The organism is Hymenobacter sp. UYCo722, assembly GCF_040547115.1.
GTDB lineage: Bacteria > Bacteroidota > Bacteroidia > Cytophagales > Hymenobacteraceae > Hymenobacter.
This window is the reverse complement of record NZ_JBEPPC010000009.1, coordinates 136657-149404: the sequence shown is the minus strand read 5'-3', so window position 1 is coordinate 149404 and position 12748 is coordinate 136657. Positions and strand designations below refer to the sequence as shown.

Sequence of the window (12748 nt, the reverse complement as noted above, 5' to 3'; positions counted from 1 at the left end):
GAAGGAGATGGTTCGCACCTCAAATTTCCCGCTTTTGTGGGAGTCTTTCCTCTTTTATACCTTCCTGACTACTTCCTAAACAGGTTCTATATCTGTAAACCCCTAAACCAAGCGGTTCAGGAAAATCTATTCCACCGATAACGGCCACCTTTTTCTTAGTTGTAAACTTCATCTTTTTAGACACTGAAAGGCATCGTTTGCTCTGCCCTGCTAAGCATTAGGCAAGCTACGCCAGAAGCTGCTGTTTCTTCAGCGGCGCGGGCAGCGGGCGGGGGTGGCGCGGGAGCGGACGCTACTGGGGAAACGGTGGGTTCGCTCGGGCGGGACTGGCGGGGCGGCAGGCTATTGGCTTAGGCTTGTTTGTCCTGCCAGGTATTCGGTCACCCAATCCTCCAGCACAATGCCTTGCATGTCGGCAAAATGACGGGTGTTGCGCGTGACAAGCGTGAGGTTGTGTGTGAGTGCAGTGCTCCCAATAAGCATGTCGAAATCTCCTTGCAGCCGGCCTATCGTTTTCAGGTGCGCTTTCTGTACGGCGTAGGTTTCCAGGGCACTTTCGAAGGTCAGGATACGCCCGCTGAATAGTTGTTGTAGCTCGGCCAGATTCTGCCGGTTTCTGGGCTGGCGCGTTGGAGCACTATTGGCAATGCCGTAGAGCAGCTCCGCGATGGTGATGCTGCTGAGAAAGCAGTTAGGCAGCCCCTCTTTATCAATCTTGGCTGCCAGGTTGAACTGTCCATTGATGAAGTGAATGCAGATGTTCGTGTCAAGTAGAAATCGGCTCATAGATTCACTTCGCGCGGCTCGTCGCGGCGGTCAGCGTAAATCTGGCGCACCATCTCATCCCCACTTACATCTGATTGCCAGCTGCCAAATACCTTATACAGCAACGCTTTTTGCTCGGCTTCGGTGAGTTCGCCGGATGCTTCAGCTACGACAGCGCTTGCCTGCACTTCAGGCCGTAGGCGTAGGAAGCGGGCAGTAAGCCCCGGCAAGCTTTGCAGCCGTTGCATAAAGGCGGCCGCTTGCTCATCGGGAAACTCTAATTCAAGGGCAATTTTCATAGGTCTAAGTTACGCAGAAGCTGTGGTTTCGCTCAGCGGCGGGGGCAGCAGGCGGGAGTGGCGCAGGAGCGGGGGCTACTCCGAAGCGGTGGGTTCGCTCAGGCGAGACCGGCGGGGCGTGGGGCGGGGCGGGGCGGGGTGAGCTTACGGTGTGGCTATCCAGTTTTCCAGCACCAAGCCAGCTATATTGGCAAAGTGCCGGGTGTTGCGCGTGACGAGGGTGAGGCCGTGCGCCAGCGCCGTGCTGCCGATGAGAATATCAAAGTCATATATCGGCCGGCCACTGCGCCGCAAAGCCGCTTTCTGGTCGGCGAAGATTTCCAGCGCGGGCGCAATGGGCAGCACTTGCTCGGCAAACAACTCCCGAAACTCCGCTACTTGCTGATGCTGGCGGGCCTGCCAAACCGGGGCACTATTGGCCGCACCGAATAGCAATTCCGCAATGGTGATTTCAGACACGAAGCATTTGGCCAGCCCAAGCGCGGCAAACTTCTCGTTAAGCCGGTGTTCTCCCCGCAGAAAATGAACGCAGATGTTGGTATCAAGCAGATAGCCGGCGCTCATAGCTCGATATCCGGCCGGTTGCTCTGACGGGAGTCCATCAGCACTTGTTTAGCTCATCCCCGCTTTCATCCGATTGCCAGGAGCCAAACAAGGCCAGAAAACGGCGCTCCCGCTCCTCCAGCGACAGCTTAGCGGCTGGCGAAGCCGTGGCTTTCACACCCAGCCGCTGCGCCAGACTCAGCAGCAAGTGCAGGTCGGAATCATTGGTGGGTTCCAATACAAGGGTAGTTGTCATTGTCGGAGGAATTTGCTTGCACAAGTTACACAGAAGCTCTCGTTTCTTCAGCGGCGGGGGCAGGGCGTGAGCGGACGCCACTACGAGGCGGTGGTTTCGCTCGGGCGGGACCGGCGGGGCGTGTGGAGGGCGTCAGGCGGGGCGCGTGGGGGCGTCAGGCGGGGCGGGCGCGCCGGGGTGGGCTTACGGGGTGGCTATCCAGTTTTCTAGCGCCAAGTTGACGATGTCGGCGAAGTCTTTGGTGTTGCGCGTTACTAGCGTCAGTTGATGCGCCATTGCGGTGCAGGCGATGAGCACGTCGAATTCACCGGGATACTTGCCCAATAATCCTTGTTTCACCTGCTCCATTAGCCGCACTTTTTCCGGTCCGTACAACTCGAAGGCGGTGGCGATGGGCAACAGTCGGGTATTGAAGAGGCGTTGCAGTTTGGTGATGTATTGCCGCTGTTGCGCCGCGTAGGCCGGTTCGCACTTGGCCAGTCCGTAGAGCATCTCGGCAATCGTCAACTCCGAAATGAAACAGTTGCGCAGGCCAATCGCCATCACTTTGGCTTCCAATGCATGTTCCCCTTTCAGGTAGTGCACGCAGATGTTGGTATCGAGCAGGTAGCCGCTCATAGTTCTACCTCGCGGTGACCGGCTTGCCGGGCTTCGTCAATGACGCGGTTCAACTCGTCACCACTCACGTCCGACTTCCATGCCCCGAAAAGCTCGTGCAACAACTGCTGTTCTTCCGCAACCGAAAGCGTTGCATCTGCTCCGGCAGCACCAATAGCTGACTTTTCTGTCCCTTTTTTCCCTTTACCGCGCAGCCGAGCGGCAATGCCGGTAGGCAAGCTTTGCAGCCACTCCAGCGCTAATGCAGCTTGCTCTTCTGGGAATTCTAATTCAACGGCTAGTTTCATAACCCCAATTTACGGTGTTCCTTATAATTCGGCGTCAAGCTACACATGAAGCTCCCGTTTATCTCAGCGGCGCGGGCAGCGGGCGGGGGCGGTGCAGGAGCTACGCCGAAGCGGTGGTTTCACTCAGGCCGGACCCGCCGGGCGCGGGACGGCGGCGGCGGGCAGCAAAACGGGGCGGGAGTAGCGCCTGAGTCGTTTAGCAACTGGTGCGGAATGGGGTTGACCGGGCTACTCCCTGCGCTCGTATGCGTAAACAGCCAACGCGAAAAGCCGCCCACTGCTTTAGCCCGGTACCATAGGCACCCACGCGACCCTGAAATCCTTGGCGCGTCCTTGATTACTCCACAATCATGTTGCACACGTTGGTGCCGGCCCTGCCGTCGGCGCTCACATAGGCCCAGAACAGGCCCTCGGTGCTGTGGGGCATGGCTACGTGGCCGCGCGCGTCGAGGGCGATGACGCCGCCTTTGCCACCCGCCGGGGCCACCTTCTCGTGGATGACGAGGTGCGCGGCGGCCTCCACGCTCAGGCCCCGGTACTCCATCAGGGCGGCAATGTCGTGGGCCACGGCGTGGCGAATGAAAAACTCGCCGTGCCCAGTGCCCGACACGGCGCACACGTGGTTGGCGTAGGTGCCGGCCCCGATAATCGGCGAGTCGCCCACCCGGCCGTACTGCTTGTTCAGCATGCCGCCGGTGGAGGTGCCGGCCGCCAGATGCCCAGCCTGGTCGAGGGCCACGGCACCCACGGTACCGTACTTAGTGGTTAGGGCTGCGGAATGGGTCTCGGCGGCTTGCAGCGCTTGAAACTGCTGCCAGCGCTCCTCCGTCCGAAACCACGCGGGCGGGGCCGTTTCGAGGCCCATTTCGGCGGCAAACTGGTCGGCACCGGTGCCCGTGAGCAGCACATGAGCTGAGCGTTCCAGCACGGCGCGGGCGGCCGAAATCGGATTGCGCACGGTGCGCACGCCCGCCACCGCACCGGCTCGCAGCGTGGTACCGTCCATCAGGGCCGCGTCCATCTCATTCACTCCGGCGTGCGAAAACACCGAGCCGCGCCCGGCGTTGAACAGAGGCGAGTCCTCCAGCAGGCGCAGGCTGGTTTCTACCGCTACCAGGCTGCTACCGCCCCCGGCCAGCACCGCAAAGCCCGCCTGCGCGGCGGCCGCCAACGTGCGCTCGTAATCGGCTTCCTGCGGAAACGGCGTGCCGGCCGGGTGCAGACGGCCGGAGCCCCCGTGCAGGAGCAGCGTGTAATTGGCGGTAGGCGTGGAAGACATATGGTTGCGGGGGTAAGTAAGGATGCAGAATTAACCGCCTTCTATAATAGTACGTCATGCTGAGCGTAGCCGAAGCATCTCTACCGCTTCGCTCGCATCATTCAACGAAGCGGTAGAGATGCTTCGGCTGCGCTCAGCATGACGTTCTCTATGTCTATGGGCTGACTTCTGTCCTACGATTTAAGGGCCGCCAGCACCCGTTTTATCAGCTCGTTGGGGCTGCCGTTGTGCCAGCGCCACACGATGACCAGGTCGTGCTCAGGGTCGACCCAGATGGTGTTAGAGCCCGCGCCCAAGGCGGCGTAGCTGGTGGCCGGAGCATCGGGCCAGGCCTTCTTTTCGGTGTTGAGCCACCAGAGGTAGCCGTAGTCGGGCCCGACGGGGCCGCGCGCGGTGGCCTGCCGCACCCAATCGGACGATACGATTTGGCGGGCTTTCCAGCGGCCCTGGCGCAGCAGCAGGTAGCCGAAGCGGGCCTCGTCGCGGGCGCTGATGCGCAGGCCGCCGCCCCAACGCGTGCCACCGCTCACCGAGGGCAGGGCCTGGCCGTTCACGGTGGCCACGGCGTTGGGGTAGGGTACCCACTGCCAGGAGTTCGACGCGCCGATGGGGTCCATTACCTCTTGCTTGAATACGGCCGGCAGCGGCTTTTGCCACAGGCGCAGCAACGAGAGAGCGAAGCGGTTGATGCGCACGTCGTTGTATTCGAAGTAGGTGCCCGGGGCCTGCAGCTCGCGGGGCTTCCGCTCGCCTTTGCCGAAGGCTTCGTGGCCGATGAAATCGGCGTTTTTGCCCCACAGCTCGCCTTCCCACTCACTGGTCTGGCGGGCGTGGTGCTCCCAGGTGATGAGCCGGTTGTGGGGAGAGTCGTAGCCGCCGTCGTGCACGTACTGGGCCACGGGGTCGTGAATGTCCTTGATGAGGCCGCGGTCGAGGGTGATGCCCAGCATCGTGGAGAGTACGCTTTTGGCTACGCTGTAAGTGGGGTCGGCCCGCTCGGTATCGCCCCACTCGGCCACGATGTAGCCGTGCCGGAGCACCAGGCCGTTGGTGGCGGCCCGGCTGGTGGGCATGGGCCCGAGCAGCTTGCCAAAAATCTCCTCCTGGGTGGAGAAGTTGGGCGTCATTTGAGTGGTCTCCTGAGTTTGGGCGAAGGCTATGGCCTCGGCCAGGCGGACTCCATCGAAGCCGGCAACAGCCGGGGTCTGGCGTTGCCAGGCCTTACCGGCCGCCGGGAAATAGGCTGCGGTGGGGTTGCCATTAGGACCGGGCGCGGCTAGGCGGGTGCAAGCCACCGTTGCGGGCAAGGCTAGCCAGAGAAGTAGTTTTCGAAGCATAAGAATCAGAAAGCAACCGGAATTAGCAGTCAAATCGGCTAATCAGTCCGAAATTAAACGTTCGAGCAAGTTAGTGCCGTTGGTCGGGCTGCGCGGCTGCCTCCCCCAAGCTCCTCGCTGAAAATTACCAAACGACATCCAGCTACTTCGCTCAATGGTACTGAGAAATAAGCCTAGCGCTTGTCAAAGGGCAAAAAAAGACCCCGCCGCATGATGCGACGGGGCCTTTTAAAGAGAAAGCAAAGATGCTAGAGCAGTACCACTTTACGGGTCGACACTTTGTCGCCGACCTGCACGCGGACCAAGTAGGTGCCAGCAGCAACGTCGGCCCTGCTAACCGAGGCAGATTGTTTGCCAGCGGGCTGCAAGCCGTTAGCCAGCGACTGAATGTTGCGGCCCATCAGGTCGGTAAGCATAACGCTAACGTTATTGGCGCGGCTGCCAACGTTGTACTCAACGGTAGCGAAGCTCGAAGCGGGGTTTGGGTAAACCTGCATGGCAACGGCAGCGTCGTCAGCGGGCTTAGTGCCCAGCACACCGGTGGCGCTCAGCGTAAAGGTAGCCGACTGCGTACCAGCGATAGCCCCGAAGTCTACATCGTTGCCAGCCATACCGTTGTCGGCACCGCCCAAGTTGGGGCTAGGCAATGAAGCAGGCAGCGCGGCAGTGGTCTTGGGGATAAACTCGCCCGATGCGTAGCCGCCGTTACCGTTGTTGTAGAGAGCGAAAATGCGGAATACCGAGTTGGCAGCTACAGCGCCCAGCGCGGCCCGGTCCAACTCAATCTCCCAGCCGTAGGAGCCCACACCGGCGTAAGCAGCGGTGGTGTAGAGCGCCGCATTGCCGGGGTTGGTACCAATTTTACCGTCGGTGGTATTGCGGTAGGCCATGCGGGCCTTATCCAAGCCGGCATAGGGAGCAACCGTAGCAGTCGAGCTAAGCGTGAGGGCCGTGCCGTCGCCCACGATTGGAGCAGCTGCGGAAGTCAATTGCGTGCTTTGCACTGCCGTAGCCGACGTAAAAGCCGCAGCTTCAACCTTGTAGTTCTGGGGTGCCGGGGCGGTGGGGGTACCATCGCCGCGCAAGGCCAACGCCAATTTCACGGCTTGGTCCAGCTTGATGCGGTTGATTTTCTCAAAGGAAGTGCCCGGTGTAGCAGGAGTTGTAACGGGGGGCACACTTGGGGGCAGGAACGTGCCGGCGGGAACGCCCGTGCCGCCGGGTACGTCCAGGTACAACTGGAATGCGTTGCTGCCGGGGTCTACCGTTCCACCAAGGAAAATGTATACTTTAGTGGCAGTACTAGCTACATAAAGCCCCAGCAGACCACGCGAGCCGAACGGCCGGTTGTCGTTCTGGTTCTGGGTGGCAGTGAAGGTAAAATTATCGCTTTTACCGAGTAGCACGTAGTTGCCGGCCGTGAGTTCGGCGGCCGTGAGCTGGCCATCGACCGTAACCTGGGCCTGGGCAGCGAGCGAAGCCGTAGCTAAAACGCCGGCTGTAGCAAGAGTAAAGATTTTTTTCATGGTGGGGTATGAGAAAAAAGTGGAAATGGTGAATGAGATTTAGGAACTGATAGCGCTGTGTGTTAGCGAGACCGGGTTTGGATTGGATAAAAGTAATCGAACCTGGCCCAATTACGCTTATTTTTTTTGACAAGTTTTTCCAAAAAAGTCAAAATAATTTAGGCAAACGTTTGTTCATTTCGGCCACTATATGCAGTCGACTTTGCGTCTATATTTCGTTTGCACAAGAAATTAACTTATTGATTGCCAGCATACCGATTTGACATAAACTCCAACTTAATCAATCAATTCCCGCAAGTATTATTGCCTCCCAACAGAAAGCGAACGAATAATGGCGAGCCCCCAGTTGGGCAGACTTGTTGCAGGCTGAAAAGTCTACTTATCGATGAGGCTGGCATCGTGCAGCCTTCTCATTTTGCCTGAAGCGCTACGTTGATGTTTCTGTGCCGCGTGTGGCCAACACCTCGCGCACCGGCGTCCAGCGCAAGTCGGGATACCGGTCGTTGTCGAGCGGGTTCAGCTTGGGCAGGCCCGTGAACATGTTGTGCAGGTACTGCATGCCTTGCCAGGGCGGAAACACGTCGTCGCTGGTCGGCATCAGGGCTTTGGTGGCGGTTATCATCGTGCCCAGCACCCACAGGCCACCCACCCGCAATAGCTTGAATGGCTGGTTGGTAGCATCGCTGGCCGCTTTCTGCAAGCCGCGCACGGTGGCTACCTCGCCGGCCACGCGCAGGTAGCGGGGCGTGGTGGGGTCGAGGGCGGCGGCAGCCGTGAACTCGGCGGTGTTGGCAATGGTGGTAAAGTCGAGCGGCTGGTCGGCGCTCCCGTAGTAGAGCACGCGCTTCAGCCCGAACAGCACGACCGGGGCCTGCCCGGTGAGCAGGTCGGTGAACATGCCGTTGAGGATGGACGTGGCTTGCACCGGAGCGTGGTCGAGGCGCTGATTGAATTCGCGCCGCAGGTCGAGGTTGCGGTTGCTGCCAGGGGCAAGCCGGGTGTAGTCGATGCAGAAATCGGACGGGATGAAGCGGGGTACGCTGGCGGCCACGGCGGCATCGAGCAAGCGCTTTTGCATGTCCACAATCACATCGCGCAGGCCGGAGAGGGCCGACACTACGCAAGTAGCACCCATGCAGGCTTTGGTGAGGGCCGCAACGCTGTTAAAATCGACTTCGATAATCTCAGCGCCCAGGTCCTGCAGCGCTGTTATAACGGGCTTGTGGTTGCCGGCGCGCACCAAGGCGCGCACCGTGGCCCCACGCTTTAGCAGGGCTTGCGCAATGCGGAAGCCGAGGTCGCCGGTGGCTCCGGCCAGGGCAATGGTGGCTAGCCCGGCATCCGCATGGTTGGCAGTAGTGGTTGGAATTGTCAAAATCAAAAGAGTTGGTCAGGGGTTGGAATCGGGCCGGAATGCTGGCGGCGTTGCGTCAGAAATTATTCAGCATCCGCCCATTTAACTGTCTACTCAACTGTTCCCCTAGCGGGCGCTCACCCGCCAGAGCCGAGCGCCGCTGGCGATGGAATTCGATTCTGCCGCCGGTTGGCAGACCAACAAACTCGCTCCCGGGGAAGGGCCTGTTAGTTGCTCTGGTACGGCGTCAGGCCCATGTTCTGGAACATGAAGGCCCACTTGTCGGTCTGCTCGCCGATGACCTGGGCGGTGGAGCGGCCGGCCCCGTGGCCGGCTTTGGTTTCGATGCGGATGAGCACCGGAGCCGGTCCCTGCTGCGACTCCTGCAGGCGCTGGCCGAATTTGAAGGAGTGAGCAGGCACCACCCGGTCATCGTGGTCGGCGGTGGTAACCAAGGTGGCGGGGTAGCTGGCCGGCTTGATGGCGTGGTAGGGCGAGTACTTGTAGAGGTAGTCGAACATCTCCTTCGAGTCCTGGGCCGTGCCGTAGTCGTAGGCCCAGCCCGCGCCGGCCGTGAACTGGTTGTAGCGCAGCATGTCCATCACGCCCACGGCGGGAAAGGCTACTTTGGCCAAGTCGGGGCGCTGCGTCATGGTGGCTCCAATGAGCAGGCCGCCGTTCGAAGCCCCCGAAATGGCCAGGTGGTCGGCGTCGGTGTACTTATTGGCTTTGAGGTATTCGGCGGCGGCAATGAAGTCGTCGAACACGTTCTGCTTTTGCAGCTTGGTGCCGGCCAGGTGCCACTTTTCGCCGTACTCGCCACCGCCCCGGATGTTGGGCACGGCGTAGATGCCGCCATTTTCGAGCAGCACGATGTTGGAGGTGCTAAAGCCCGGCGTGGAACTGGCATTGAAGCCGCCGTAGGCGTAGAGCAGCGTGGGGTTTTTGCCGTTCAGCACCAGGCCCTTGCGGTAGGTGATAATCATGGGCACGCGGGTGCCGTCCTTGGAGTTGTAGAACACCTGCTTCGACTCGTACTTGCTGGGGTCGAACTGCACGCCCGCCTTCTTAAATACCGCCGATTTGCCGGTGGCAATATCGTACTTGAAAATGGTGGGCGGGTAGATGTAGGACGTGAAGGTGTAGTAAGTTTCCTTGTCTTCCTTCTTGCCGTCGAAGCCGCCGGCCGAGCCCACCGAGGGCAGGGCAATGGCATGCTCTTTTTTGCCGGCCATGTCGTACTGTTCGATGTAAGTAGTGGCGTCTTTGAGGTAGTTGGCAAAGATTTTTCCGCCGACGGTACTCACGTTCAGCACGTTTTTGGTTTCCGGAATCAGGTCTTTCCAGTTGGCGGGCTGGGGGTTGGCGGCATCCACGGTCACCACTTTGTTGTTGGGGGCCCCCAGGTTGGTGAAAATGTAGAGCTTGCTGCCCACGTTGTCGATGACGTTGACGTTTTGCTTTTCGTTGTCTACCACCCGCACGATGGCGCTGTTGGGCTTGCTCAAATCCTGGAGGTAGAGCTCGTTGCCGGTAGTCGTGTTGCGGGCCGAAATCACGAGGAAGCGCTGGTCCTCGGTGAGCGAGCCGTTGAGGTAGCGCCGGGGCGTTTTATCACCACCAAACACCAGCTGGTCGGTACTTTGGGGCGTGCCCAGCTTGTGGTACAGCAGCTTGTGAATCTGGGTTTTGCCGGCCAGCTGGCTGCCCATCTTGGGCTTGTCGTAGGAGCTGTAGTAGAAGCCATCATTGCCCTTCCAGGCCACGCCCGAGAACTTCACGTCCTTCAGCGTGTCGCCGATAATGGCCTTGCTGGCCGTGTTCAGCACGATGACATTACGCCAGTCGGAGCCGCCCTCCGAAATCTGGTAGGCGGCCAGGCTGCCGTCTTTGGTGAAGTTGAGGCCGGCCAGCGAAGTGGTGCCGTCCTTCGAGAAAGTATTGGGGTCGAGAAATACGTCGGGCTTGCCCTCGCTCCCCACCTGCCGGTACACCACTGACTGGCTTTGCAGGCCGGTATTTTTGGAGAAATAGGTATACTTGCCCTCCTTGTAGGGCGCGCCGAATTTTTCGTAGTTCCACAGCGTTTCCAGCCGCTTGCGGATGGTTTCGCGGAAGGGAATCTGGGCCAGGTAGCCCTGCGTCACCTTGTTCTCGTCCTGCACCCAGCCTTTGGTGTCGGGTGCCTGGTCGTTTTCGAGCCAGCGGTACGGGTCGGGCACCTTGGTACCGAAGTAGGTGGTCACGGTATCCACCTTGTGCGGCTGCGGGTACGGCAGCGTTTTGATGGGGGCCTGGGCGTAGGCCTGGCCGCTCAGCGCCAGGGCGGCCATCGTTGCGAACAGATTCTTCATAGGTGCAGAAAGAATGAAATGACGTTGAACCGCGCAAATCAACCTTTTCACTCGAGAGTTTCCCGAGCCTGGGCAGCTTGCACCGCAGAAAGTTACGCCAGAATCACGAGTCAGGCGCACGCATCTCAACGCCCTTGTCAGACTTTCCCGGCCCCGCTTACGGCGTGGCGCTCACCTGCCAGATTTTGTCGGCGGCATCGTCGGCCACCAGTAGCGAGCCGTCGGGAAGCGTCGTCACGGCCACCGGGCGGCCGTAGGCGTCCTGGCCGTTGCCAGCCAGAAAGCCGGTCAGGAAATCTTCGGGCGGGCCGCTGGGCTTGCCGTTGGCAAACGGTACGAACACCACCTTGTAGCCGGCGTATTTCGCCCGGTTCCAGGAGCCGTGCTCGCCGATGAACGCGCCGTTGCGGTACCTGGCGGGAAAGGCCGCTTTGTCGTAGAACGTGAGGCCCAGCGCCGCCACGTGCGCGCCCAGGGCCACATCGGGCACCAGAGCTTTCTTGACGAGGTCGGGCCGCTCATTTTTGCGGCGGGGCTCTTCGTTCTGGCCGTAGTACGAATAGGGCCAGCCGTAGAAGCCGCCTTCGCGCACGCTGGTGAAGTAGTCGGGCACCAGTTCATCGCCCAGCTCGTCGCGCTCGTTCACCACGGCCCAGAGCTGGCCGGTGCCGGGCTGCCACTGCAGGCCGATGGGGTTGCGCAGGCCGCTGGCATATATTTTCTCGTCGGTACCATCGGGGTTGATTTCGAGAATGTTGGCGCGGCGCACCTCGTTCTCCGGCCCGTGCTCCTGCACATTGCTGCCCGAGCCCACCGTGACGTAGATTTTGGAGCCGTCGGGCGCGGCCAGCAGGTTGCGGGTCCAGTGGTTGTTGTAGCCGCCCTTGGGCAGGCCCAGCACGCGCTGGCCGGCACCCGTAATTTTGGTGGCCCCCGCCTGGTAGGGGAAGCGCAGCACGCCATCGGTGTTGGCCACGTAAAAATTATTCCCCATCACCAGCATGCCAAACGGCTGGTTGAGATTGGCCAGGAAAGTGGTGCGCAAATCGGGCGTGCCGTCGTGGTTGGTGTCGCGCAGCAGCGTGATGCGGTTGGCACTGTGGTCGCGCAGCGAGCGGGATTTATCGAGCCTGAGCTCGGCGGCTACTTTGAGGGGCAGGCTCATCGGAATGGTGCTGGCTTCGGCCACCAGCACGTCGCCGTTGGGTAACACGTACAGCCAGCGGGGGCTATCGAACTGGCCCGCGTATTCCGTCACGGTGAAGCCGGCCGGCGCAACCGGCGTTTTACCAGCCGGCCAGGGCTGAATATTGACGCGGTTGCTGACGGATTTGGTGGTGTAGGGCGCGGGCAGGCGCACCGTATCGGCGGCGGGCGTGACGACAGTTCGGGCCGGCGTATGGGCGGCCGCTTCCCGCTTATCCTGTTTGCTGGGGCCACCGCAGGCCGCCAGCAGGCCCAGGCCAGCTAGCAGCAGGGCCGTTTTGTTCGTCGTCATCATAGCAAGAGTGGTCGGGCCAGCCAAAAAAAGCCGGGCCGCTCCCGTTTCTACTGTCCTGCTTCGAATAAGTTGTGGCTCAACCCCTCCCTTACCCTATTCGGCCAGCAGGCGCTGCTCCTTCAGCCAATCGAAAATCAGCTGGTCGACGGCCGATACCTGCGCCCGGTGGCGATAGGTCAGCCACACCACTTCCGCGATTTCGGCCGCCGGTTGCAGTGTGCCGGTGTATTGGGCGTAGTAGCACGTCATGCGCACGAGTATGCCGGCCGCGTGGCCGTGGGCGGGGGCTTCGAAGGTGCCGGCGTAGTCCAGGCTGGCCGGGGCGAGGTCAACCGTTAATTCTTCCTTGATTTCACGCAGTAGAGTTTGCTGGTCGGTTTCGCCGGCTTCGCGCTTGCCGCCGGGGAAGTAGTACCGGTCCTTTCCGTGGCTGCGGGTGCTCAGGATTTTGCCGTCGCGCAGGTGCAGCCAGGCTATTTTGTCGATGGGTGCCACGGGTGGATGCACTGTATTTTTAGAAATGTTATCGCGGGTGCCCTCAGCAGCAGAAATTGAAGATTAAGCACTCACGCCTAAGTAAGTGCACAGTAAAAAGGCAGTCATGCTGAGCTTGTCGAAGCATCTCTACC

13 protein-coding genes are annotated in these 12748 nt (G+C 60.5%); all 13 read right to left on the bottom strand.

Annotated features, from left to right (window positions below; genetic code table 11):
* Nucleotides 1–342 precede the first annotated feature (342 nt).
* The 13 genes from ABIB44_RS18615 to ABIB44_RS18555 all read right to left on the bottom strand — a co-directional run bounded on the left by ABIB44_RS18615 (nucleotide 343) and on the right by ABIB44_RS18555 (nucleotide 12626).
* A complete protein-coding gene (locus tag ABIB44_RS18615) occupies nucleotides 343–786 on the bottom strand; it encodes a type II toxin-antitoxin system VapC family toxin (protein ID WP_354586181.1) in 444 nt (147 codons plus the stop codon).
* On the bottom strand, nucleotides 783–1064 hold the full coding sequence (locus tag ABIB44_RS18610; RefSeq protein ID WP_354586180.1) for a hypothetical protein: 282 nt from the start codon (nucleotides 1062–1064) through the stop codon (nucleotides 783–785). The genes ABIB44_RS18615 and ABIB44_RS18610 overlap by 4 nt, the downstream gene beginning before the upstream one ends.
* A 144-nt stretch (nucleotides 1065–1208) precedes the next feature.
* Complete coding sequence (locus tag ABIB44_RS18605) at nucleotides 1209–1628, bottom strand: type II toxin-antitoxin system VapC family toxin (protein WP_354586179.1); 420 nt, start codon at nucleotides 1626–1628, stop codon at nucleotides 1209–1211.
* Nucleotides 1629–1665: 37 nt separating this feature from the next.
* Nucleotides 1666–1863: a hypothetical protein gene (locus tag ABIB44_RS18600; protein ID WP_354586178.1), complete on the bottom strand. Its 198-nt coding sequence runs from the start codon at nucleotides 1861–1863 to the stop codon at nucleotides 1666–1668.
* A gap of 183 nt (nucleotides 1864–2046) precedes the next feature.
* Nucleotides 2047–2481 (bottom strand): PIN domain-containing protein, encoded by a 435-nt coding sequence (locus ABIB44_RS18595; RefSeq protein WP_354586177.1) that lies wholly within the window; start codon nucleotides 2479–2481, stop codon nucleotides 2047–2049.
* Nucleotides 2478–2768, bottom strand: a complete 291-nt coding sequence (locus tag ABIB44_RS18590; protein ID WP_354586176.1) for a hypothetical protein — start codon at nucleotides 2766–2768, stop codon at nucleotides 2478–2480. The genes ABIB44_RS18595 and ABIB44_RS18590 overlap by 4 nt, the downstream gene beginning before the upstream one ends.
* 337 nt (nucleotides 2769–3105) lie before the next feature.
* Nucleotides 3106–4047: an isoaspartyl peptidase/L-asparaginase family protein gene (locus ABIB44_RS18585; RefSeq protein WP_354586175.1), complete on the bottom strand. Its 942-nt coding sequence runs from the start codon at nucleotides 4045–4047 to the stop codon at nucleotides 3106–3108.
* Between the two features lie 173 nt (nucleotides 4048–4220).
* Nucleotides 4221–5384: a serine hydrolase domain-containing protein gene (locus ABIB44_RS18580; RefSeq protein WP_354586174.1), complete on the bottom strand. Its 1164-nt coding sequence runs from the start codon at nucleotides 5382–5384 to the stop codon at nucleotides 4221–4223.
* A 248-nt stretch (nucleotides 5385–5632) separates the two neighbouring features.
* Entirely contained in the window at nucleotides 5633–6910 is a 1278-nt protein-coding gene (locus ABIB44_RS18575) for a T9SS type A sorting domain-containing protein (protein ID WP_354586173.1), read from the bottom strand.
* Nucleotides 6911–7337: 427 nt separating this feature from the next.
* Entirely contained in the window at nucleotides 7338–8285 is a 948-nt protein-coding gene (locus tag ABIB44_RS18570; protein WP_354586172.1) for an NmrA family NAD(P)-binding protein, read from the bottom strand.
* 206 nt (nucleotides 8286–8491) lie between these two features.
* A complete protein-coding gene (locus tag ABIB44_RS18565) occupies nucleotides 8492–10618 on the bottom strand; it encodes a prolyl oligopeptidase family serine peptidase (RefSeq protein ID WP_354586171.1) in 2127 nt (708 codons plus the stop codon).
* Nucleotides 10619–10775: 157 nt separating this feature from the next.
* Complete coding sequence (locus tag ABIB44_RS18560) at nucleotides 10776–12116, bottom strand: PQQ-dependent sugar dehydrogenase (RefSeq protein ID WP_354586184.1); 1341 nt, start codon at nucleotides 12114–12116, stop codon at nucleotides 10776–10778.
* Nucleotides 12117–12212: 96 nt separating this feature from the next.
* On the bottom strand, nucleotides 12213–12626 hold the full coding sequence (locus ABIB44_RS18555) for an NUDIX hydrolase (RefSeq protein ID WP_354586170.1): 414 nt from the start codon (nucleotides 12624–12626) through the stop codon (nucleotides 12213–12215).
* Nucleotides 12627–12748 lie beyond the last annotated feature (122 nt).

Coding starts and splice junctions, on each gene's coding strand:
- ABIB44_RS18615 (WP_354586181.1), bottom strand. CDS start 786: ATGAGCCGATTTCTACTTGACACGAACATCTGCATTCACTTCATCAAT.
- ABIB44_RS18610 (WP_354586180.1), bottom strand. CDS start 1,064: ATGAAAATTGCCCTTGAATTAGAGTTTCCCGATGAGCAAGCGGCCGCC.
- ABIB44_RS18605 (WP_354586179.1), bottom strand. CDS start 1,628: ATGAGCGCCGGCTATCTGCTTGATACCAACATCTGCGTTCATTTTCTG.
- ABIB44_RS18600 (WP_354586178.1), bottom strand. CDS start 1,863: ATGACAACTACCCTTGTATTGGAACCCACCAATGATTCCGACCTGCAC.
- ABIB44_RS18595 (WP_354586177.1), bottom strand. CDS start 2,481: ATGAGCGGCTACCTGCTCGATACCAACATCTGCGTGCACTACCTGAAA.
- ABIB44_RS18590 (WP_354586176.1), bottom strand. CDS start 2,768: ATGAAACTAGCCGTTGAATTAGAATTCCCAGAAGAGCAAGCTGCATTA.
- ABIB44_RS18585 (WP_354586175.1), bottom strand. CDS start 4,047: ATGTCTTCCACGCCTACCGCCAATTACACGCTGCTCCTGCACGGGGGC.
- ABIB44_RS18580 (WP_354586174.1), bottom strand. CDS start 5,384: ATGCTTCGAAAACTACTTCTCTGGCTAGCCTTGCCCGCAACGGTGGCT.
- ABIB44_RS18575 (WP_354586173.1), bottom strand. CDS start 6,910: ATGAAAAAAATCTTTACTCTTGCTACAGCCGGCGTTTTAGCTACGGCT.
- ABIB44_RS18565 (WP_354586171.1), bottom strand. CDS start 10,618: ATGAAGAATCTGTTCGCAACGATGGCCGCCCTGGCGCTGAGCGGCCAG.
- ABIB44_RS18560 (WP_354586184.1), bottom strand. CDS start 12,116: ATGACGACGAACAAAACGGCCCTGCTGCTAGCTGGCCTGGGCCTGCTG.